The sequence below is a fragment of the Candidatus Paceibacterota bacterium genome (assembly GCA_041661265.1).
Taxonomy (GTDB): domain Bacteria; phylum Patescibacteriota; class Minisyncoccia; order JAHIHE01; family JAGLIN01; genus JBAZUT01.
Map to the genome: position 1 here is coordinate 11,286 of JBAZUT010000003.1, position 20,872 is coordinate 32,157.

Annotated in this window: 22 protein-coding genes and 2 tRNA genes; 23 read left to right on the plus strand and 1 reads right to left on the minus strand. The window is 42.6% G+C overall.

What is annotated here, in order from left to right:
• Positions 1-68: 68 nt before the first annotated feature.
• From WC788_02790 to WC788_02900, 23 genes are all read left to right on the plus strand, one after another.
• The gene (locus tag WC788_02790; GenBank protein MFA6096532.1) at positions 69-3,398 is read left to right on the plus strand and encodes an ATP-dependent DNA helicase; all 3,330 of its coding nucleotides are present in this window, start codon (positions 69-71) and stop codon (positions 3,396-3,398) included.
• A gap of 258 nt (positions 3,399-3,656) precedes the next feature.
• On the plus strand, positions 3,657-4,232 hold the full coding sequence (locus WC788_02795; protein ID MFA6096533.1) for a 3'-5' exonuclease: 576 nt from the start codon (positions 3,657-3,659) through the stop codon (positions 4,230-4,232).
• Positions 4,233-4,250: 18 nt separating this feature from the next.
• Positions 4,251-4,916 (plus strand): ElyC/SanA/YdcF family protein, encoded by a 666-nt coding sequence (locus WC788_02800; protein ID MFA6096534.1) that lies wholly within the window; start codon positions 4,251-4,253, stop codon positions 4,914-4,916.
• A 55-nt stretch (positions 4,917-4,971) separates the two neighbouring features.
• The gene (locus WC788_02805; GenBank protein MFA6096535.1) at positions 4,972-5,415 is read left to right on the plus strand and encodes an FKBP-type peptidyl-prolyl cis-trans isomerase; all 444 of its coding nucleotides are present in this window, start codon (positions 4,972-4,974) and stop codon (positions 5,413-5,415) included.
• A 40-nt stretch (positions 5,416-5,455) separates the two neighbouring features.
• Positions 5,456-6,421, plus strand: coding sequence for a hypothetical protein (locus WC788_02810; protein ID MFA6096536.1), 966 nt, complete (start codon positions 5,456-5,458; stop codon positions 6,419-6,421).
• 659 nt (positions 6,422-7,080) lie between these two features.
• On the plus strand, positions 7,081-7,227 hold the full coding sequence (locus WC788_02815; protein ID MFA6096537.1) for a hypothetical protein: 147 nt from the start codon (positions 7,081-7,083) through the stop codon (positions 7,225-7,227).
• Between the two features lie 47 nt (positions 7,228-7,274).
• Positions 7,275-7,424 carry a hypothetical protein gene (locus WC788_02820; GenBank protein ID MFA6096538.1) on the plus strand — a complete coding sequence of 50 codons (150 nt, stop codon included), beginning with the start codon at positions 7,275-7,277 and terminating at the stop codon, positions 7,422-7,424.
• Positions 7,418-7,540 (plus strand): hypothetical protein, encoded by a 123-nt coding sequence (locus WC788_02825; protein MFA6096539.1) that lies wholly within the window; start codon positions 7,418-7,420, stop codon positions 7,538-7,540. The genes WC788_02820 and WC788_02825 overlap by 7 nt, the downstream gene beginning before the upstream one ends.
• A gap of 415 nt (positions 7,541-7,955) precedes the next feature.
• Positions 7,956-8,120, plus strand: coding sequence for a hypothetical protein (locus WC788_02830; protein MFA6096540.1), 165 nt, complete (start codon positions 7,956-7,958; stop codon positions 8,118-8,120).
• Between the two features lie 253 nt (positions 8,121-8,373).
• Complete coding sequence (locus WC788_02835; GenBank protein MFA6096541.1) at positions 8,374-9,879, plus strand: 2-isopropylmalate synthase; 1,506 nt, start codon at positions 8,374-8,376, stop codon at positions 9,877-9,879.
• A gap of 88 nt (positions 9,880-9,967) precedes the next feature.
• Positions 9,968-11,116, plus strand: coding sequence for an aminotransferase class I/II-fold pyridoxal phosphate-dependent enzyme (locus WC788_02840; protein ID MFA6096542.1), 1,149 nt, complete (start codon positions 9,968-9,970; stop codon positions 11,114-11,116).
• 385 nt (positions 11,117-11,501) lie between these two features.
• Positions 11,502-11,618, plus strand: a tRNA-Cys gene (locus tag WC788_02845).
• A gap of 47 nt (positions 11,619-11,665) precedes the next feature.
• Positions 11,666-12,340 (plus strand): hypothetical protein, encoded by a 675-nt coding sequence (locus tag WC788_02850; protein MFA6096543.1) that lies wholly within the window; start codon positions 11,666-11,668, stop codon positions 12,338-12,340.
• 104 nt (positions 12,341-12,444) lie between these two features.
• On the plus strand, positions 12,445-13,260 hold the full coding sequence (locus WC788_02855; GenBank protein MFA6096544.1) for a creatininase family protein: 816 nt from the start codon (positions 12,445-12,447) through the stop codon (positions 13,258-13,260).
• A gap of 33 nt (positions 13,261-13,293) precedes the next feature.
• Positions 13,294-14,235 carry a M28 family peptidase gene (locus tag WC788_02860; protein ID MFA6096545.1) on the plus strand — a complete coding sequence of 314 codons (942 nt, stop codon included), beginning with the start codon at positions 13,294-13,296 and terminating at the stop codon, positions 14,233-14,235.
• A 1-nt stretch (position 14,236) separates the two neighbouring features.
• Positions 14,237-15,340, plus strand: a complete 1,104-nt coding sequence (locus WC788_02865) for a M20/M25/M40 family metallo-hydrolase (protein ID MFA6096546.1) — start codon at positions 14,237-14,239, stop codon at positions 15,338-15,340.
• Positions 15,341-15,611: 271 nt separating this feature from the next.
• Positions 15,612-15,893: a hypothetical protein gene (locus tag WC788_02870; protein MFA6096547.1), complete on the plus strand. Its 282-nt coding sequence runs from the start codon at positions 15,612-15,614 to the stop codon at positions 15,891-15,893.
• Complete coding sequence (locus WC788_02875) at positions 15,878-16,183, plus strand: hypothetical protein (GenBank protein MFA6096548.1); 306 nt, start codon at positions 15,878-15,880, stop codon at positions 16,181-16,183. Before WC788_02870 ends, WC788_02875 begins: the two co-directional genes overlap by 16 nt.
• 134 nt (positions 16,184-16,317) lie before the next feature.
• Positions 16,318-16,620: a hypothetical protein gene (locus WC788_02880; protein MFA6096549.1), complete on the plus strand. Its 303-nt coding sequence runs from the start codon at positions 16,318-16,320 to the stop codon at positions 16,618-16,620.
• 31 nt (positions 16,621-16,651) lie between these two features.
• Positions 16,652-16,996: a hypothetical protein gene (locus WC788_02885; GenBank protein MFA6096550.1), complete on the plus strand. Its 345-nt coding sequence runs from the start codon at positions 16,652-16,654 to the stop codon at positions 16,994-16,996.
• A gap of 663 nt (positions 16,997-17,659) precedes the next feature.
• Positions 17,660-17,728 (plus strand) — tRNA-Phe (locus tag WC788_02890).
• A 31-nt stretch (positions 17,729-17,759) separates the two neighbouring features.
• Entirely contained in the window at positions 17,760-18,446 is a 687-nt protein-coding gene (locus tag WC788_02895; GenBank protein ID MFA6096551.1) for a hypothetical protein, read from the plus strand.
• A gap of 100 nt (positions 18,447-18,546) precedes the next feature.
• A complete protein-coding gene (locus WC788_02900; protein ID MFA6096552.1) occupies positions 18,547-20,061 on the plus strand; it encodes a prephenate dehydratase domain-containing protein in 1,515 nt (504 codons plus the stop codon).
• Between the two features lie 67 nt (positions 20,062-20,128).
• On the opposite strand, the gene WC788_02905 is transcribed toward WC788_02900, so the two are convergent.
• Complete coding sequence (locus WC788_02905) at positions 20,129-20,695, minus strand: prephenate dehydratase domain-containing protein (protein ID MFA6096553.1); 567 nt, start codon at positions 20,693-20,695, stop codon at positions 20,129-20,131.
• Positions 20,696-20,872: the final 177 nt, after the last annotated feature.

Genomic DNA, 20,872 nt, shown 5'->3' on the forward strand with positions numbered 1-20,872 from the left:
TTGTACCTGTTTGCATGGATTTTTTGCTATAATTTGATATACTGAGATCATGAATATAAATATCCATCATGGGAATATTTGAAGATCGGTATCGAAAATTGAATAATGAGCAGAAAGAGGCCGTCGATAATATCGAGGGGCCTATGCTTGTGGTTGCGGGACCCGGAAGCGGAAAGACAGAACTTCTCAGCCTTCGCGTGGCCAATATTCTGAAAAAGACAGATGTATATCCGAGCAATATCCTTTGCCTCACTTTCACCGAGAGCGCTGCGATCAACATGCGGGAGAGATTATCCGACCTTATCGGTAGCGATGCTTATAGGGTTGCGATACACACCTTTCACAGTTTCGGAGTTGAGATCATGAACATGCATCAGGAGTATTTTCACGAAGGAGCGTCGTTTTCGGCGGCGGATGAACTTATGCAACTGGAATTTCTTGATGGAATATTCGACGGTCTTCCATATGATAATCCACTCAAGAAAGAGCATCCTAAAGAGGGTTACATATATCTGAAGGCGTCAAAACGCGCGATCGAGCAACTCAAGAAAGCCGGAATTTCTCCGAAGGAGCTGCATGAGATCCTCAAGCATAATGAGGCCTTTTGTTCGGCCATGAAGAAAGATATTGCCGATGTGTTTGACAGGAGGATCTCAAAAAAGGAGATCGGGAGCATTGAAAAATTATTGCAAAAAGCCTTAGAGCTGCAGGAGGCGGAATTTCCTGTGAAACAGTTCGGATCACTGAGGAATAGTTTCTGCAATTCACTTTCCGGCGCACTGAATGGCGTCAAGGATTCCGGAAAGATGGCCGAGCTTACGAAATGGAAGTCGGAGTGGACGAAGAAAGACATTGACGGAATGCGCGCTCTGAAGACGGAATTAAATCAGAAAAAAATGGAAGCGCTCGCGGACGTTTATGGCAAATATCAGAAGACCATGTTTGATAACGGATATTATGATTTTGACGATATGATATTGAAGGTTATCGGCGAGATCGAACGGAATGAATCCCTCCGATATGAGATAAGGGAGAAATATCAGTATATTCTGGTGGATGAGTTTCAGGACACCAATGACGCGCAAATGAGGCTGGTTGATGCGCTGCTGGATGCGAAGGAGAATGAGGGACGTCCGAATATAATGGCGGTAGGGGACGACGACCAGGCCATATTCAAGTTCCAAGGCGCCGAGATATCAAATATTATGGGATTTCGGAAAAAATACAGAGACGTCCGAATGGTGGTACTGAAAAGCAATTACAGATCGACGCAGGAGATCCTTGATTCGGCGAGGGTCGTCATCAAGAACGGAAATAACCGGCTGGAAAATCTGATCCCTGAGATCGAAAAGGAACTTGTTGCAGGGAATCAGAGCGTGCCGAAGGGAAAAGTCGTTCATGCAGAATTTGAAACACGCGAGGAAGAGGATTATTGGGTTGCGCGGGAAGTGAAAAGGTTCATTGATGAGGGAAGCAGCCCGAGCGCCATTGCAGTCATTGCGCGCCGCCATGAGGATCTTGAGAGGATCGTGCCGTTCTTTCTCAAGTTGAAAATGCCTATACGTTATGAGCGCCAGCAGAACGTATTGAACGAGATACATATAAGGCAGGTCATACAGATGTCGCGATTCGTCGTTTCTCTGTCGCAAAAGAACAGGCAGGAAGCGGATGAATATCTTCCTGAAATATTGAGCTATTCTTTCTGGAACATTGAAAGAAAGACGATCTGGAAATTGTCGCTCAATCAGAGAAAGCTCTGGATAGAATCCATGCTTGAAGGCGAGAACGCGAAGCTGAAGGAAATCGCAGAATTTTTTCTTGAAATGGCGGCAAGGGCCTCATATGAACCGCTGGAATATGTCCTGAGCGCGATCATAGGCGCAAATGAGGTTCTACTGGAGGAGGAATCCGAGGACGAGGCAAAAGAGAGTGCAATGGCTGTGAATACAAAAACAAGAAGTCCTTTTAAAGAGTATTATTTTTCGCGTGATAAACTGAAGGATAACAGGGATGAGTATGTCAGGTATCTTTCCAGCCTGAAGATCTTTATTCAGGCGCTTCGCGAATATAAGAGCGGGAAGCCGGTTTTTCTGAAAGACCTGGTTGAGTTCGTTGATGTGCACGAAAAGAACGGTATCAAGCTTACGGACAAAAGCTCTTTTGTGAATGCAAGCGAAGCAGTCGAGCTTATGACAGTGCACAAGGCGAAGGGGCTTGAATATGACACTGTGTTCATAATAAATTGCCAGGAAGGCATTTGGGCGAAGGGATCAAATGCTAATAAGCTGCGCTTTCCGGAAAATTTGAAAATTGCTCCAATGGGAGACGATATCGATGATCAGCTGAGGCTTTTTTATGTGGCAATGACCAGGGCAAGGTCGAATCTTTTCGCGACCGCCTACCAAAGGGATGGAAACGGAAAAGAGTCGGAAAAACTTCATTTTATGGAATTGGATTCCAAAAAGAACGAAATGATATCTATAAAAAAGGATTCTTCCGACTGGGATCTGGAGTGTCTGGCTCTCGGAATGGAAGCGGTGAATGCGGCGCCATTTACGGGCGATGAAAAAGCGGTTTTGCTTCCGATCATCGAAAAATATAAGATGAGCGTAACTCATCTTAATAATTTTCTTAATGTGAAAGATGCAGGCCCGCAAGCATTCTTTGAACAGAATCTCCTGAGATTTCCCCAGCCGAAATCAGTTGCGGGCGTGTTTGGAACTGCAATACACAGCACTATGAATTTTGTTCTTGCAAGAACGTCAAAAACTAAAAAAGTTCCGGATCTTCAAGGCGTACTGAGCGAATTTGAAAGATATCTTGAAAAAGAGAGGCTTAGCAAAGAGGATTTTGAACATTACTTGAAACGAGGCAAAGATGCCCTGTCGTTTTTTTACGACACGAAAAAATCAAAGTTTGATCCAAGTCACAGGGCGGAAATGGATTTTTCGAACCAAGGGGTCGTGATTAACGGCGTTCCGATCTCCGGAAAAATAGACAAGATCATAATGGAGGGCGATGCTGAGATGGTCGTGAGCGACTATAAGACCGGGAGCGCGTCACTGGACTGGAATGGAACTTCTCCCGATGAAAAGATCAAATTATATAACTACAGAAAACAGCTGATCTTTTATAAACTGCTGGTGGAGAATTCGAGAGAATATAAAAACAAATTTTCAGTTAAAAGAGGTGTTTTGGAATATATTGAGTCCAAGAACGGAAAGATCGTCGATCTGGATCTTTTAATCGATCCGAAGGAAGCCGAGAGGCTCGAAAAGCTAATTGCGGCAGTATACGCAAAGATCCAAAAGCTTGAATTTCCGGACGTATCAAAATACTCGAAGGACAAAAGCGGTATAATTGAATTCGAAGGAGACCTGATCAGTGGGAGAATATAAGTAAATAATTTCTAATTTCTAATTTCTAATTTTTAATCAATTTCTAATGATGCAATGACAAATGACCAGAATGGTACATTAGAAATTAAATATTTCACCAGTGATTTTAGAAAGATTTATGTTTATGACATTCTAAGTTAGATCATTTATTAGAAATTAAGAATTAAAAATTAGATATTTGAGAAATTATCTTATTTGAGAAGCATTGTAGTATTGGTAAAATATCAGTGACCATATATAAACAATAATCAATGAACTATGTATCTATTTTTTGACACGGAAACAACGGGGCTTCCAAAAAAATGGAGCGCTCCTGCGTCAGATTTTGAGAATTGGCCCAGGCTGGTGCAGATCGCCTGGCTTGTCTATGACAGAGAAGGCAAAAAGATGAAGGGAAAAAATTATATAATAAAACCTGAAGGATTTGAGATCCCCGAAGAAGCGTCGAAAATCCATGGAATTACGACGGAGCTTGCGATCAAAAAGGGAAAGAGGCTGAAAACTGTACTTGGAGAATTTTCAAAAACAATGGTCGAGTCCGATTTTATCATCGCTCACAACATCAGTTTTGATGAAAAGATCATTGAGGCGGAATTCCTCAGGACCGGAACGCAAAAAAGCCTTTTTTCACCGAAAAAAATGTGCACCAAGGACCTGTCCACGGAATTTTGCGCCATAGCCGGTACGTGCGGCTATAAATGGCCGTCTTTGAAGGAGTTGCACATAAAGCTGTTTGGAGAGGATTTTGAAGATGCGCACGACGCTATGGTCGATGTGAAGGCTTGCGCGAGATGTTTCTTTGAGTTGAAAAAACTTGGCGTTGTTTCCTGTTGAAGATCAAATATCAAAATAATGAAAAAAACGAAAATAAAGATTCTCCGTGCGGTTGCTGTCATGTTTGTATTTGCGGCAATCGCGATCATTTCGATAAATTATATTGAAATAAAAAGCAGTGAAAGATCTGTATATAGGGATATAGGTGGTATTGAAACTAATCGGACGGCGATCGTGTTTGGGGCGAAGGTCCGCGGTGAAAATATGAGTTCGATGTTCGAGGACAGGGTTGTGTCGGCATTGGAACTATATCGTGCCCGGAAAATCGAAAAAATACTGGTGAGCGGTGACCATGGAAGGCCGGAATATGACGAAGTTAATGCGGCAAAAGATTATCTTGTGTCCAATGGAGCGGATGCGGATGATATTTTCACTGATTATGCGGGTTTTGACACATATGACACGCTGTATCGCGCAAAAGAGATCTTCGGTGTTGAAGGCGCAATTTTGGTAACACAGGAATTCCATTTGTATAGAGCGTTATTTATCGCGAAAAGCATAAATATGAATGTAGTCGGATATGCCTCAGACAGGCATGATTATCCAGGAAAAGAGATATATAGCGGAAGAGAACTGTTTGCCAGAGTCAAGGCGTATTTTGATGTAATATTGAAATCCAAGCCAAAGTTTCTGGGAGATAAAATTCCCATTGAGGGAGATGGAAGAGAAAGCTGGGATAATTGATTTACAAATATGCATAATTATATTATAATTTTCATATAAATAAATAAGAAAAATTATGGAAAAGAAATATCTGACTTTCTTGGGTCTTGCAGCTGTAATAATTATAATAATATCAATAACATTTATGAGCAACAAAGGTGATAAAAATGACAGCGAAAACGCTGAAAAGAGCGGAAATGAAACTGTCGAGAAGGCGAAGGATGATAAAACGGCAAGGGTGACGAAAGCCGGAGATGTAATTTCCGTTCATTATACCGGAAAATTGGCTGATGGCACGAAGTTCGATTCAAGCTTGGACAGGGGCGAGCCGTTCACATTCACTCTTGGCGCCGGCCAGGTCATTAAGGGGTGGGATCAGGGACTTGCGGGGATGAAGGTCGGAGAAAAGAAAACGCTCGTTCTGCCTCCGGAACTTGCATATGGCAAAAACGGATATCCTCCGGTGATCCCGCCGAATGCAACATTGACATTCGATGTCGAGCTGATATCCATAAAATAGAACAGCTGACGAGATGCATTAATCCGGAAAATTACAAGCAATGATGGAAAATAATAAATTTGAAAATAAGAATGAGTATGCTTTTGAGAATTTGCTTGAAAAGTATAGGGAAGGCGGAGTCGAACTTCTGAAAGAGAGAAAATTCATCACCAAGGAAGAAATAGAGAATGGATTTAAAGACGAAAAAGTTCTTGTATGCGATGTTTATGTTAAGGATATAGAGAATCATAGGGAGGGCGATCATTTCAGAGACGGCAATATCTATAGTATAGATCATCATGCTCCATTGAAGGAATTCCAGCAAAAGATATCAAGCGCCAATATCGCCATAGAATATGTCAGAAATAACGGTCCGATCGGAAAAGATTTTAAAGTCATAACGAATCATACCGATGCCGACAGTGTTCTGGCGTGCCTTATAATGCGCGGGGTTTTGCCGCCGGATGACAGATTTGCGAAAGCGGCCATTGCGGCAGACCATACGGGCGAGAAAAACGAAATTGCTGATCTTCTGCAGGCGATCCAATATGAGAGAGATATCGAACTTGCAGTCAGAAATCTGCAATTATTGCTTGACGGTGAGCCGCTTGAGAAAAGAGCCGCGGACCTTTTGAAAGAGAGGGATGAGGACCGCATTAAGGCGGAGAAAATGGTTGAAGAAGGAAATATCCAAGAGATCGGAGGCGTGAGCTATGTTGAACTTGAAAAAAAGATAGATCCGAATTTTTTCATCCCGATGATCCCGGGTGCCATGATCATTGTGACTTTCAGCAAGCATGGGGATTTTCCCGAACGGCTCGAGACGAGGGTGAGATTGGGGGAGGCCGGCCTGGAAAAGGGCGTGAGTCTGCTCGAACTCGGGATAGAAGACATTGATCCGAATTGGGGAGGCCGGTGGAATGCCGGTTCTGACAAAAGAGGCGGCGGGACTGACTTGCTGCCGGATGAATATGTCCGAAAGCTGAATGACAGATTGCAGGATCATTTGGACAAAGAGGGTCAGTGACCGCCCCGTTGTGGATAAAGGGTATTGACACGAATTTATTATGTGCTAGACTGGTATTGTAATTAAAAATATGAACTATTCAGCAGCACAATCAAATGAAGTAAGGATGACCAAAAAAGTTGGTCATGTTGTGGTTGTGGCAATTAAAAACCTACTAGTAAGGTAATTTGCTTTTGGCTTGATTAAGAGGAAACTACGTTAAGAATAAGGCTAAAAGCAAACTACTCGAAGTAGGTTTTTTGTTTAATTATATATTTTCCCTGACTGATTGTATTGCTGCGAAGAATGCAGTTGTTAGTGAAAATATAGCTGCACATTGAGATCGCGATGATTTCCCATAAAGAGATCGTTAAAAAATGGCGTCAATCAAGCCGGAGGTTTTGAGCGAAATGCTACTACAATTGCGTTTTGCGGCAGGAAATATCTTTCAAGAAAGAAGCTTTGAATTTTCAGAGCAACACCATGGATCCCGCAACAACCGAATCAATCTCAATTGTTTTCAGCCGTCACTAATCAATGCGGGATATGAAGAATAAAAAAAATATCTTCATATCCCAATCTCTCCCTTGTTTTTTTAAAACAGATTTCTGAACAGTGGGATCAGAAATTTGCGTTAAAAAGATCAAAACGCGGTAAATTAAAAAAAAGGAGGATAAAAAATGGTGTATTTTGCACAGGACGAGTCCGTAATAAACGGAATAGTGGACTCAAAAAAGAGCGAAGCCGACAAAGACAAGTATGGATTGCGCGATGAGCAATTCGATGTCGCAAGAAACACTGGCAAGGCACAAGAGTTTGGGGAATAGGACTAAATATTCCCCGCTCGTATTTTAGAAAGTTTGTTTTTGTCCGCATGAAGCGAGCAGAAATAAGCTCTATAAAAGACGGGCTTAAACAGGATGATAAGCATGCCATCACGGCGCTTATACTTTCACGACTTGGAAAAAAAGCCAAGCACGGCAAGATCCTTGAAAATAATAGAAAAGAGGGAAAAATATGGTAAGTTTTGCAAAAGAAGGTTCAAAAATAACCGCGTTTGAAATAGAAAAAGAAAGCAGAGAGCGTTTTGGAAGAAAGGATGAGCAGAACATAAACGGTAATTTTGAAAGAGGAAATTAAATAAACCATATAAACAATAAGGGAAGCGGAAACTTGACCGCTTCCCGGCCATTTTTCATATGATCCCGTCCATGCTTATAAGGTTTACAGGCACTGACGGGCTTAAAATGAAAAGCCCTTACACAAATAAGAGAGGTTAAACAACTAAAAAAAGTTGGGTGCTATCCGACCAACATTCGGAAAAAGTTCCTGCCTCTCTTATACCAATCATCTGCGTGATAATTGCGAACCTATCCCTGTTTTAATGATTTAAACCGGAGATAGGCTCACAAAGCCGAGAGTTGCGGGGCATGGCCAAACATGCCATGAAGAAGTGAAAGCACTTTATTTCTTAAGGGAATTATTTTCCGACCCCAGCTCTAAACACTGATAACATTCCGTTATCGAACAAAATAAACAGAAAGAGGAGATAAACGTGGCAAATAAAGACAAAGCAAATGAAGACACCGGTAATACCGATGAGAGAAAAAATAAGATCGAACACAACAATGAGGTTCATGAGAAAATGAAAAATAAAGATGCCGCCGGAATAATCGGCGACAAGTTCGTGGATGATCACTATGTACCGAGGTGCTATTGAGGACAAAATGTCCTCATTTTTTTATGCTTGACATTATTATAAAATGTATTATACTGAAACAAGTTAATAAAAAATATGACCGGAAATCATAATACAATCATCAGCATTATCATTAACCGCGGGGCTTTGTCCTGTCGGCTATTTTGATGCAAAAAAAATAGCACACAAGATAAAGTCCCGGGAAAGCGCCCGGGATTTTAAATTATCAAGAAATAAAAATAAATATCAGAACAAAAAAAGGAGGAATAGAACATTGACATTTAGAAAAGAAATAAAAATTCTGGACACAACGCTTAGAGACGGAGAACAGACTCCGGGAATATCATTCAGCAAGGAAAGCAAGATGGCCATTGCTGAAAATCTTGATCTGTTGGGAGTCGATGTCATCGAGGTCGGATCTGTTATAACCTCGGAAGGCGAGCGGGAATTCGCGAAAGAGATCACTAAAAAGAAACGCGAAGGAAAAATAAAAGCCGAGCTTTGCACATATTCCAGGATAAGGAAAGAAGATATCGACTATGCCAAAGAATGCGGTCTTGATTCCGTTCATCTTGTGGTTCCGGTTTCCGATCTGCATATAACTGAAAAGTTGAAGCAGGACAGGAAAACGGTCATGAATACGGCAATTGAAATGGTGAAGTACGCCAAATCTCTCGGGCTGACAGTCGAACTCAGCGGAGAAGACGCTTCGCGCGCGGATATGGTATTCCTGAAGGAATTATATAATGCGGGAATAGACGCAGGCGCAGACAGGCTGTGTTTCTGCGATACTGTCGGTATTCTGACTCCGGAAAGGACATACGAGATATTTCTTGAGCTTTCAAAGCTTCGCGCCCCGATCAGTATACATTGCCATAATGATTTCGGAATGGCAACGGCTAATACTGTCGCGGCACTCCGGGCTGGAGCCGCACAGGCCCACGTAACGATCAACGGGATCGGAGAGCGCGCAGGAAACACTTCTCTTGAAGAGGTTGTAATGACTCTCTATTCTTTATATAAGAAAGAGACGAATATAAAGACGAGAAACCTGTATAAATCCTCAAGGCTTGTCAGCAGGCTTAGCGGGATACCCGTTGCTCTCAATAAGGCGATAGTCGGCGGAAATTCGTTCACGCATGAAGCGGGAATACACGTGCATGGCCTGAAGGCGAACACTGCGACATACGAGCCGATCACGCCGGAGCTTGTCGGACGCGAAAGAAGGATCCTTCTTGGAAAGCATGCTGGCAGAGCATCTGTCGAACTCGCAATGAGGGAACTTGGACTTACCGCGGATGACAAGCAGATAAATGAGATAACAAAGCGGGTAAAGGAGGTTGGAGACAAAGGCAAGCGCGTAACTGATGCCGATTTCGAAAAGATCGCCGAAGTGGTGCTCGGCATATACAAAGAAGCAAAAGTCAAGCTCGAAGAACTGACGGTCGTTTCCGGGAATACAGTGATGCCGACGGCGTCGATCAAGATCCGCGTGAACGGAAAGCAGATCGTCGAGGCCGGAGTCGGCACAGGTCCCGTAGATGCGGCAAGAAATGCATTGGAAAAGGCTCTGAGTGCGATCGGAGACATCCGGCTTGAGGAATATCATGTGGATGCCATCGAAGGCGGCACTAATGCGTTGGTCGAGGTCTGGGTGAAACTCAGCAAAGACGGAAAAACCATAACGGCGAAAGGCGCCAGGACGGATATTATCATGGCTTCAGTCGAAGCGATGCTGGAAGGCATAAACCGCCTTTTGAACGGCAAGAATAAAGAATAATAAAGAAATAGAGAGCTTAAACGTAAGCTCCTTTTTTATTTTCTCAAAAAGTGATATTCTTAGTGTGTGAATAATTAATCATAAAAATATGGAATTTTCCGATAGGGCGAAACAGATGAAGGGTTCGGCAACTTTGTTTTGGGATATGAAGGTGAAAGAGGCGATGAAGCTGGATGCAAGCGTCATAAATCTTACTATCGGCCAGCCCGATTTCGATACTCCGGAATTTCTTTCGCAGGCGATAAGGGCGGTTTCAGGCAAGACAGGCGTGAACCGATATGCGAATACGCAGGGAGAGCCGGAGCTGAGAAAGATATTAGCCGATATATTGAAACAAAAGAAGGACGTGGAATACGATGAAAGCGAGATTATCTGGACGAGCTCCAAGGAGGCCATATTTCTGGCTGTCTCGGTTCTTGTCGGAAAAGGCGATGAGGTGATCTTGCTGAGTCCATGCTGGCCGACCTATGGCGAAGTTGTGAATTATTGCGACGGCAAGGCTGTGTACGTCGGGACTGACCGGAATTTTCATCCTGTTGCGGAAGAAATAGAAAAAGCCGTGAACGAAAGAACGAAAGTGATAATCATCAACAGTCCGAATAATCCGTCGGGCGCGGTATATGGGGAACAAGAGATCGCCAAGATCGCCAAGATCGCGAAGGATCACGATCTTATTGTGATCTCTGATGAAGTTTACAGCAGCATTTTGTTTGATGGCGGGAAGCATATTTCGATCGCAAGACTTGAGGGAATGAAGGAGAGAACGATAATCATCGAGGGATTCAGCAAAGGCCTTTCGGTTCCGGGTTTCAGGGCGGGCTATGCGGCGGGAGCAAAGGAAATTATCGGGAAAATAAGGGACCTTAAGAGCAATATCTCCGGCAACAGCGATTCGCTTATGCAGTATGCCATAATTGATTCGCTTTCAAACGGCCTGGAAGCTTATTTTGAATTTGAAAAAAAGCTCAAGGAGTCTTTTGAGAAGAGAAGGAATTTTTTCATTTCACATCTCAGCATACCGGGATCGATCGCGGCGCAGGGAGCATTCTATCTGTTCGCTCCGATCCCATCGAAAGTGTCGGGTTCAATGGAGTTTTGCGGTACAATGCTGGAGAAGAAGATCGGCATCACGCCGGGCATATTCTTTCAGAAAGAAGGATATGCCAGAATCTCGTTCGCCGTTAAAGAGGAAAAACTTAAAATTGCGGCTGATATATTGCAAAATGAGTACAGATAGAGCAGTTTTGCCGGGTGCTATTGACACGCGATTTCAGTCATGGTAATCTGAACTCAGTAAATAATAATCGTTATATGATAACACTGAAAAACCAAGCAATCTGTTGTTGTTGCGCTTTCTAAGAAGGCTGGTTTTATAGTGTTATGTAAATTATAATAAGATTTAGATGATACTGTGAAGCTGGTCTTTTTGGACCGGTTTTTTAGTTGTGTACATTGAAAAAGAGGTGAACATACATGCAGGAAGATAATGATAAGATCAATAAAAACAAAAATAAACAGGAGAATGAAGACGGATCAAAAAAAGATCTGAGAAAAAGAAAAAGGGGTTCGATCGCAGGTCCCGGCGGATGCTAGGACCGCTGAATCCGTCGAAAGAAACGTTTGCCGAGGTGGCCGAGAAGGATAGGCGGACTTCGTCTTGCTGAAAAGCCAGACTATGTCCCGCCAAAGGCAGAAGACAGCAGATCTTCAAAACACAGGTTCGAATCCTGTCCTTGGCTTTCGAATTATTATTCAGAAAAAATAAAAAACAAAGGAGAAGATAAAAGTGGACGAAAATAAAAACAAGATCATATCTGTTCTCAACAGCCGCGGTGTAAGAAGAGAACAGCTCGACAGTGAAACGTTAAAAGACATCGAAAACATAATTTCCGCATGCGGAACAGAACCGATCAAGCTGGTCGGATATTGGGGGGTCGGTGAAAAGCAAGAACCGACCGAGATAGACCGCAAAGCCCTAGATAAATTATCCGATATAATGAAGATGACCGACGATCGGATCAAAGTGCATCTGATATTGGCGGATAAGCATGGCGAGTTCAATGGCTATGAAAATGATATTTATCTCAATAAGATATCTTCAATAGCCGGAGAAAGGAATATCAGTACCGCATTTCTGAGCGCGATATATCATGAAGTGGGCCTGGATGCCGCGGATCTTACAAATGTAAGCGATGACATCTGGAATAAATTTCCGGAATGTTACAGGTGTATTATCGAGAAAAGAGCGGGAATACATCAAAAGAAATGCGAAGCATCCGAAGATGCGAAAAGATATCTGCACATGACGCAGGTTGAAAAACAGAAAATCGGAGCAGTTTATCCGAACTGCATATGGTTCACATATGGAGACATCAAGAACCTGAAGGATCTTTTTCCCAGGCCGGTAATTTCGATCTGGCCGATCAAAAGAGGGAAATCGGTACTGCCATGGTTCAGCTAGCGGGTGAGATATAAACCAAACTCACCCTTTTTTATTTTAAATTATCTGATATAATTAACGTAATGCATGAACGAGAATGCTTATAAATCAACTAATTCAATTTTATGGAAACTGCAGTAAGCAAATCTGTCTGGTTAAATGAACTTACCTGGCAGGACGTCGCGGAATATTTAAAACGGGACGATATTCTTATTATTCCGGTAGGTTCGACCGAACAGCATGGTCCAGCCGCTCCGCTGGGTCTTGATACATACGCCGCGATCGCATTGGCCGATGATGCGGCCAAGAGAGCGAATGTCCTCTCTGCGCCGCCTTTGTGGTTCGGAGATTCATCTCATCATTCTAAATTTCCCGGCACAATATCCATAAGGAGCGAAACATTGACTGAACTTATGAAAGATATTCTCAGGAACGTCATAAAAAATGGATTTAAGAAAGTGTTGATCATCAATGGCCACAAGAGCGCCAATCTGCCGGGCTTGATCAGCGCTGCGAAATATGTCCATGAGTATGATCATCCGAAAAGTTTTATTGCGGTGATCGATCCGATGAAGATCGCAAAAGGGATCGCAGCAAAAACTAAGGAAGAACCGGAGCATCATGCAGGGGAGCTGGAAACATCGCATCTTATGTATAAGTATCCGAATCTTATAGATAAGGAAAAGCTTTCCAAGAATAATATCGATGCGGAAAAGATTTTTTCCAAGTTTTTCAGTTTCGATCTGTTTGGCGGAGGAAAGGATGTCATAGATATCGTATGGAATTCCAGCGAGCAGCGCGAGTTCACGCCTTCGGGCGCATTTTCCGCTTCAAATAGGGCCTCTGCCGAAAAAGGAAAAGCGTATCATGATTACATGGTCGATAATATCGTTGAATTTATTGGATGGCTTAGAAAGTATAATGGGCCTATCGGCAGATAGCAGTTTTATATGGATCAGGATTAATGAAACACAATGAAATCAATAGAGATCGTACGAAAACTCGCGAGTCTTTCTCCGAGGCAGTTCGCCGGAGAGAAGCTAGCGAAAAATTATATAATCAAGATGCTCAAAGGGAATTCTGTGGATTACAGTCTGCAGAACTTTGAAGTTGCCGTTCCGTCGTATGCGAAATATCATCTGAAGGCGGACGGGAAGAGCATAAAATGCATACCGACATCATTGGTCGGAGGAACGGTAGGGGAAGGATGCGATATAATAAGCTCATTGGATGCTTCATATGAAGGCGGTACATGCGGTAATATAAATTATAATCCTCATTCAGACGGCATCTCACTGGCTAATTTCTATGATTCGCCGTCCTTTGCGGTTTCGAGGAGGGATGTGAAATTTATCAAAAATGCCGCAAAGATCGAGGGGCTGATAAAGATCAAAAAGCGAAAATATACATCATGCAATATTCTTGCGGGAAACAGGATCGATTCCAAAAATATATTTTTCGCCCACTACGACTGCTTTTTTGAAGGAGCGGTCGACAATGCCAGCGGCGTGGCAGTTTGTATGAGCTTGGTTAAAAATAATAAAAATATACTGAAAGATAATCTTATTGTTTTTTGCGGTGCGGAAGAGCTTTCGTACGATAGGCCTTTCTATTGGGGAAAGTGTTTCAGAGCTTTTGAGTCTAGGAACAGGAGGATAATGAAAAACGCAAAGAAGGTTATAATCGTAGATTGCGTCGGAACGGATAATGCCGAGGTTAGGAACGACGAGGAAGCGGTGTCTTTGTACTTTGCAAAGAAAAATAATGATAAAAAGAAGGTACTCGTGGTAACGTCGGTAGAAAGAAGACCTGAAAAATTTATGAGCGTGTATCATAGCAAGGCGGATCGTGCGAGCTGCGTTCGTGAGAAATATCTGCAGAACGCTTTCGAAAAATGTTTAAGCATAATCGAATAATATGATCGGGGAACTGCAAAAATTGATAAGATTTAAGACGGTTGTCGGAAATCACAAAGAGAACGGCAAGGCTTTGAAGTGGGTCAGATCCGAATTAGCCGGTCTGGATGTCGATGTGAGGGAATTCGAGTCGGATGGATATCGATCGATCGTCATTACGACGCAAAAGACTATGAAGCCTAAAGTTTTTCTGGCGGCTCACATGGATGTTGCCAAGGCATCAAATGATCTGTTTATTCCCAGGATATCCGGCGATAAATTGTTTGGACGAGGCGCATATGATATGAAATTCGCGATCGCTTGTTATTTGAGGTTATTGAAGGAGTTGAAGAAAGATCTTTTGAAATATGATCTGGGAATCATGATCACATCAGATGAAGAGTGTGGAGGGAAGAACGGGGCCGGATATCTTCTTGGTAAAGGATACGGATGCGACGCTGTTGTGCTTCCCGATGGAAGCGAGAATTGGAAAATTGAAAAAGCTTCGAAAGGCGTGTGGTGTTTTGTCGTAAAAAGCTATGGAAAGTCGGCTCATCCGTCTATGCCGTGGAAAGGTATAAATGCGATCGAAGCATTGCTGGATTATTTCAGCGAGCTGCAGAAACCGTTCAAAACGGAACCGTGCGGAGATCCGCTGCATATCCATTCAACGATCGATATAAATGAATTCAATACGGGCCGTACGGGGGATAATCTTCCGGATTATGCGGAAGCAATGGCCGATATCTTCTTCATAAGCGGGAAAGAATATGAAAAGATCGTCAGAATGGAAAAAAGCATCAGAAAGAAATATTCCGGAATAAAGCTCATGACGACTATTTATAATCCGAGCGTAAGGATAAATATAAAAAACAGATTTGCGGATGAATTTTACCGGATCGCGCGGAATCTGTATGGCATAAGGAAAGAGGCGATGTTTACCCATGGAACATCCGACGCTCATTATTTTGTGGAAAAGAATATATCGGTTATTGAAACGCGGCCAAAGGGCGGTGATTTTCATGGCGATGGAGAATGGATAGATCTTGTTGATCTGGAAAGGTTCTATCAGGTCCTGAAAGAATTTACGGTAAGAATGTCCGCGGTGGATAATGAGAAGATTTGACAATATATTAAAATAGATATAAATTGACAATATAGAACTATATATATGAAAATACATTCAATAAACAGCTATTTCTTTTATTTTAGCCTTCCAATAAGATAGGTCGTTTTGTGATGAGGATAAAATAAAGAAAAAAGCAAAATGGCCTATCGGGGGCTGTTTTTTGTTATGACATTGAAAACATATTATCGGTTTTAATACGGCATAAAACCGATAAAGTGGGTTCAAATGGACCTTGATAATCAAATAATACAAAAAAGGAGGAAAGAAGATGATAGCGGGAAAGCCCAAAGATGAGATCGATGAGATGATCTATGCACTTCGCGAGATCTGCCCGGACGTCGGAATAATAAGAAAAAATGGAAAAATTATTATGACGGGAAATGGGATCATGCGCGTAAAAAAAACAGTGAAGATATTATCCGGAATAGAGAGGATCGAATCCATCAATAAATATGGCACACGGTGCATACTTGAGATGAAGGGCGACGAGGCGATCATAATGAATGTTGCCAGCAATGAACGAAGTGAGGAATTATGCGTTATAGCGTAATGGATATTGAAGACGAAACATCTGAGCTGGTGGCCATGAAGAGGTCTGGAAGCGATGATTCGGCAGACATTCTCTGCTGGAGGATCGGCCAGATGCTGCCGGAAATCGCTATCGGCCCAATGACAAGAAATGACAGGATAATGTCGGTGTTACAGAAAGTTGAAACGGCGATATGCTTCTTGTCGGACTCAAAAAACAAAAAAAATCTTGAGATCGTGATCCGGAATAAAAAAGAAGAAATAAAAAAATCGGAGAGCCAAAGGGAAAATTTGGCTCTCCCCAACTTTTAATTTGATATGTTCAGCCATGGACACGGTTTTGCATCAGACGAAAGCTTTTAAAAAAGTTTCTGCCTGCGGCAAAAGCGGCTTGCGGGATAAGGCGATTGTCTTATTGAATTGAAAAAATAAAAGGAGGAAGAAAATTGAAGGAAAAATGGAGCATAAGCGAAGAAGAAAAGATGATAATAGGTATGATAAGTGTTTATCGAAAGCGGATGAAGAAGTCAAAAACGACCGCTAAAATGCTTTATTGCAGAGACCAGATGGATCGAAAAAAGGCTGAACTTGGCAGGCTGAGATCAAGGATCAGAGCGGCCGACTCGGAGAATGAGAACAGAAAAAGAAACAGGAATTATCCTCCGATGACGGATACGCCGGACCACTGTTCGACCTGCGACCAGAAGCTGAATGATACGTGGAATTGTCTCGGCTATCCCTCTGCATAATGAATGTGACGATCGAAGAAGGTGAGTCAAAATGGACAATATGGAATTAATGCCGCAATGGGCGAAAAATAGAGCTCCGTATTGGATAAATGGCGATGAATGTCCCGCGTGCAACGGAGCGAACTATAAGATCGAGGTGATCGAGTGCAATGAATACCTGAAAACAGTCGAGATTCGCGCATTGTGCGGCGATTGTGGGCACCGGGAAAATAAATGTATATCGGAATGTTGGACGGAATGGGAGATCTGCCCCAGATGCAAAAAGAAAAGCGATGTAGCGGAAAACAGTATTCCCGGAGGAGGGAATATCGTGCTGGCAGTGTCTTTCATATCCCGATGTTCCCATTGCGGATTTGAAGAATCATTCGGCTATTGAAAACAAAGACGTGGTACAAAAGGCAGGCTTCAGGCTTGCCTTATTTATTATAACAAAAACCACCGGCGTTAGCCGGTGTGTGCGTTTAGAGCGATAGCTCTTGTGTAACTGTAATATAGTAATTGCCATATTATCATTCTAGGTCGTGTCATCCTGAACTTGTTTCAGGATCTTCGTTACATTTCGTAAGAGTGATGTAGTAAAGCAATAACGAAATAAAACGAGGATTCCGGATCCCTCCGGAGGCGGGCAGGCAAGTCCGGAATGACAAACAGGCAGATAATCGATTAAGACAGATCAGAAACTACATAAAAAACCAAGATGTAAACAGAGTTGAATTAGCACAACAGACGTTATGGAAAAAACAGGCATAGCCTGCCAAGCAGATACCCTCGGCGTCAAGCCGGGGGTATGTTCATTATTTTCGACATTGACACATGCCTGCATTGTGCTATAATGGCAAAGTAAGCTCAAATATCATGAAATACGGTATAAATAACAATTTCTTCTTTTTTAGCTATAACTTCCTTAAAAGATAGGTTATTTTGTGATAATTCAGATGAAAATAGCCTGTCGAAGAGGCTGTTTTTTAATGATATAAAGAACCATTCAGTTTTCCACGCGATGGAAGATTGAATGGTAAGTTAAATCTTGCCAATGTGCGCCTCGGTGGCTGAAAAGAGCGCCGGCATGAAACACCGGAATATGCGGATCAAAATTCCGCCCGAGGCAAAAAAATTAAAAAAATACAGGAGGAACCGAATTGATACAAGGTTTGAAGATTTTCAATGACCCGGAAAAGCTTCCTCAGGGCCCTAACGAGCAAGGATTGGCATTGCGGTCGGAACTCGTAAAGAAAATAACATGTTTTGTTTTGGGTCCCATGGGAACCAATATGGAACAGGCCTGCGAGCAATGGATTCGGGAGATGGGAATCGAAAACAAAACAGAAATTGTTCTTTGTTCGACCCCGGAAGAGTCGATCGAAAAAGCAAGAAGTGTTACCAGTGAGGGGCATGTTGCAACATTTTGGACATGCGCAGTCTATAATTGCCTGTGCAATGTTTTTTTCCAAAACCCGGATACGCTCACGTTCTTTGCGGAGAAGGTGATGATGCTGGATGAAATGCAGCTTGCGACGCGGCGTGAAAAGATACATGAGATCAGAGACGGGATCCTTCCCGATTCGTGGATCATTGCATCGCACCCCTCTCCGGCGCCCCTGCTCAATGAAGTAAAGTGCAGCGTCAAGCTGACTACAAGCAATGCCAAGGCGGCAGAATTGTGCAGTGCGCTCGAGGCGGATGCGTGCATTACGACAGAAAGCGCAAGAAAGCTGAATGGACTCGAAACACTCCATGTTTTTGGAAGCCCGAAAATGGTTTTTTTTGCGGGGATCACGACTCACGGAGTGAGGGTTGTTTCAAAGGCATATAATGAGGCGAAATAACGCCTTATAAAAACAGGCATCGTGTGTTAGAATATAAACTATGAGCATGATGCCTTCAATTTTATTTTAAACGACTTTATAATAATTTAAACAATATAATATGAAAATTGCTATTATCGGCGCGAACGGAGATATGGGAAAATTCCTGACCAGATTTCTGTCGCTACTGGGAGAGGTCAAGCCCATATCCAGGAATGTCTCGACTAAAGAAGACTGGCGCGAGGCATGGACTGCGGACGTGATCTGGCTTAGCATTCCGCGGGATGCGATCGATGGCCTGCTCGAGGGGAAGAAATTAGACAAGAGGCAGCTTATGGTCGATATCTGTTCGATCAAGAGAAATTTATCAGAGGTTATAAAGAAAACGGGAGCATCACATTTGTCTTTGCATCCTTTGCATGGTCCAAATATTCCCTTGAACGGTCAAAGATGGGCCGTCATAGACGGTTCAAGAAGGAGTGAACGGAATCAAAACGCCAAGAGAACTCTGGAGTTTCTGAAAGATCAGGGCATACAGCTTTTGGGCGCCAAATCCGAAGACTATCATGATTTTATGCTGGGATTAACTCTAAGTGTGCCGGAGCTGCTTACTGTCGTGATCGAGGAGCTGAAAAACGAATATATCAAAAATTGCAAAGAGATCAAGCCGACGAGGAGCGAGATGAATAAATGGTCTGTCCCGGCGTCCAATGCAATGTATGGGGCTTGTCATCATGTGATAAACAGCACGGCTTACTGGCTCAGGAAGGAGATTCTTTGTAATGCGCACAAGGACCTCTTGAAAAGCTCCAGGAAGGCTTTCTTAAGGCTTTCAAAATTAACCGATCAGGATATAAAGAAAAAATTCAAAGAACAGGAAAGAGATATAAAAACATTGTCGCCGGAAGAAAGGATCAAGATCAGATTGTGGATCGAGAATTGGTTCTCGGATGCGACGAAGTCCATATTTATGGAAAAGGACTATTATAAGACAAAACCGGAGATCGCCATACAGTTCCAGGAGAACATTTCGGAAATATTTCCGGCTTCGACCGTGAAGCTTAGGGTCGGGATCCATGGCATAAAGGGGTGCTTTACGCATGAATCTATTCTTCGTTTTTGCGAAGAGGCCAAGGTCGATGAGACAAAACTGGATCTCAAGTTTCTTGTAACTGCCGAGAATGTTCTGCGCGAGCTGGATGAAGGCAAGATCGACAGGGGAATATTTGCGATGGCAAATTCCGGATCGGGGGCCTATGTTACAAGCATGGATCCCATGGGAAAATACACGTATAAGGTCATGGCTGTCTATGGGATGAAGATCATGCAGTGTCTTCTCTCGTATCCAAGCGAAAAAATAGAAAATATAAATGAAGTTTTCGGCCATCCGCAGGCCGTCAGCCAGTGCAAAAGAACCCTTGCAGAAAAATACCCATATCTGAAAATAACCTACGGAAAAGACGACGACGATACCGCTTTATGCGCAAAGAGGATAGCGGAAGGCGAGCTTCCGAGAACGACAGCGACACTTGCGTCTCAGGTTGCGGCTAAGCTTTATAATTTGAACATATTGTCTTACAATATGCACCATGATCCTTTCAATACGACAACTTTCTTGATTGTAAAAAAGCGGTAATAGAAGGCCTGTATTCATATTTGAGCATAATAAAAATAGCATTTAGAGATGCTATTTTTATATAGCATTATTTTTCGACAGCGAGAAAACTCGTGAAATTGAATTTCAGGTCCTGAACGCCCTTTTCCATGATCATGAGCCCAAAAAGGGTGGCGCAGCTTTCGGGAGCAAGTATTGCAGTTTCATTGCCAAGCTTTCCTTCCGAAAGATCCCTTGCCGCCTTGGCCGTATCTTCCGTTTCTTTGAGATCTGCTTTTGACCATTGTTTTTTCAGATACATTTTGCATTGTTTCAGCGCCTGATCGTGAGACGCGATGCTTTTGATGTCATCCTTGGAAACGCCTTTTTTTGTCAGCAGGCAATGTATCACCGGGATCTCGAATATGTCCTTGATCTTGAAAATATATCTGCTCATTGCATATATGCTTTCGATAACTACTCCACCATTCGAATTCTCGATTGGAAAAATGCCAAGGTCGATCTTCTTGTTCTCGAGCGAATTAAGGACTTTCTCGACCGAAATCAGATACACCAGTTCGTACTCGGTTATTTGATTCTTGCGGCAATATTCCACTGCGGCTTGCTCCGAAAAACTGCCTTCATCTCCCGAAATGCCGATCTTTATTTTTTCCATATATATTTATCAAATTAATTATGCCTCAAACATATTATGAATATTATAAAAGGATAAAATAGGTCTTTAAAATAAGCATACTTATCCTTATGTTATTTTAACAAATATCCCTGATTCTGTTAATAAACCGCGGATAGTTACCAAAAATATATTTTCATGACATCATAATCGGCGAAA

Bases quoted from the DNA above. Each gene is read 5' to 3' on its own strand.
- WC788_02870 (MFA6096547.1), top strand. From the start codon at position 15,612: ATGATAGCGGGAAAGCCCAAAGATGAGATCGATGAGATGATCTATGCA.
- WC788_02810 (MFA6096536.1), top strand. From the start codon at position 5,456: ATGATGGAAAATAATAAATTTGAAAATAAGAATGAGTATGCTTTTGAG.
- WC788_02795 (MFA6096533.1), top strand. From the start codon at position 3,657: ATGTATCTATTTTTTGACACGGAAACAACGGGGCTTCCAAAAAAATGG.
- WC788_02800 (MFA6096534.1), top strand. From the start codon at position 4,251: ATGAAAAAAACGAAAATAAAGATTCTCCGTGCGGTTGCTGTCATGTTT.
- WC788_02790 (MFA6096532.1), top strand. From the start codon at position 69: ATGGGAATATTTGAAGATCGGTATCGAAAATTGAATAATGAGCAGAAA.
- WC788_02860 (MFA6096545.1), top strand. From the start codon at position 13,294: ATGAAATCAATAGAGATCGTACGAAAACTCGCGAGTCTTTCTCCGAGG.
- WC788_02905 (MFA6096553.1), bottom strand. From the start codon at position 20,695: ATGGAAAAAATAAAGATCGGCATTTCGGGAGATGAAGGCAGTTTTTCG.
- WC788_02815 (MFA6096537.1), top strand. From the start codon at position 7,081: ATGGTGTATTTTGCACAGGACGAGTCCGTAATAAACGGAATAGTGGAC.
- WC788_02820 (MFA6096538.1), top strand. From the start codon at position 7,275: ATGAAGCGAGCAGAAATAAGCTCTATAAAAGACGGGCTTAAACAGGAT.
- WC788_02855 (MFA6096544.1), top strand. From the start codon at position 12,445: ATGGAAACTGCAGTAAGCAAATCTGTCTGGTTAAATGAACTTACCTGG.
- WC788_02875 (MFA6096548.1), top strand. From the start codon at position 15,878: ATGCGTTATAGCGTAATGGATATTGAAGACGAAACATCTGAGCTGGTG.
- WC788_02865 (MFA6096546.1), top strand. From the start codon at position 14,237: ATGATCGGGGAACTGCAAAAATTGATAAGATTTAAGACGGTTGTCGGA.
- WC788_02885 (MFA6096550.1), top strand. From the start codon at position 16,652: ATGGACAATATGGAATTAATGCCGCAATGGGCGAAAAATAGAGCTCCG.
- WC788_02840 (MFA6096542.1), top strand. From the start codon at position 9,968: ATGGAATTTTCCGATAGGGCGAAACAGATGAAGGGTTCGGCAACTTTG.
- WC788_02825 (MFA6096539.1), top strand. From the start codon at position 7,418: ATGGTAAGTTTTGCAAAAGAAGGTTCAAAAATAACCGCGTTTGAAATA.
- WC788_02900 (MFA6096552.1), top strand. From the start codon at position 18,547: ATGAAAATTGCTATTATCGGCGCGAACGGAGATATGGGAAAATTCCTG.
- WC788_02805 (MFA6096535.1), top strand. From the start codon at position 4,972: ATGGAAAAGAAATATCTGACTTTCTTGGGTCTTGCAGCTGTAATAATT.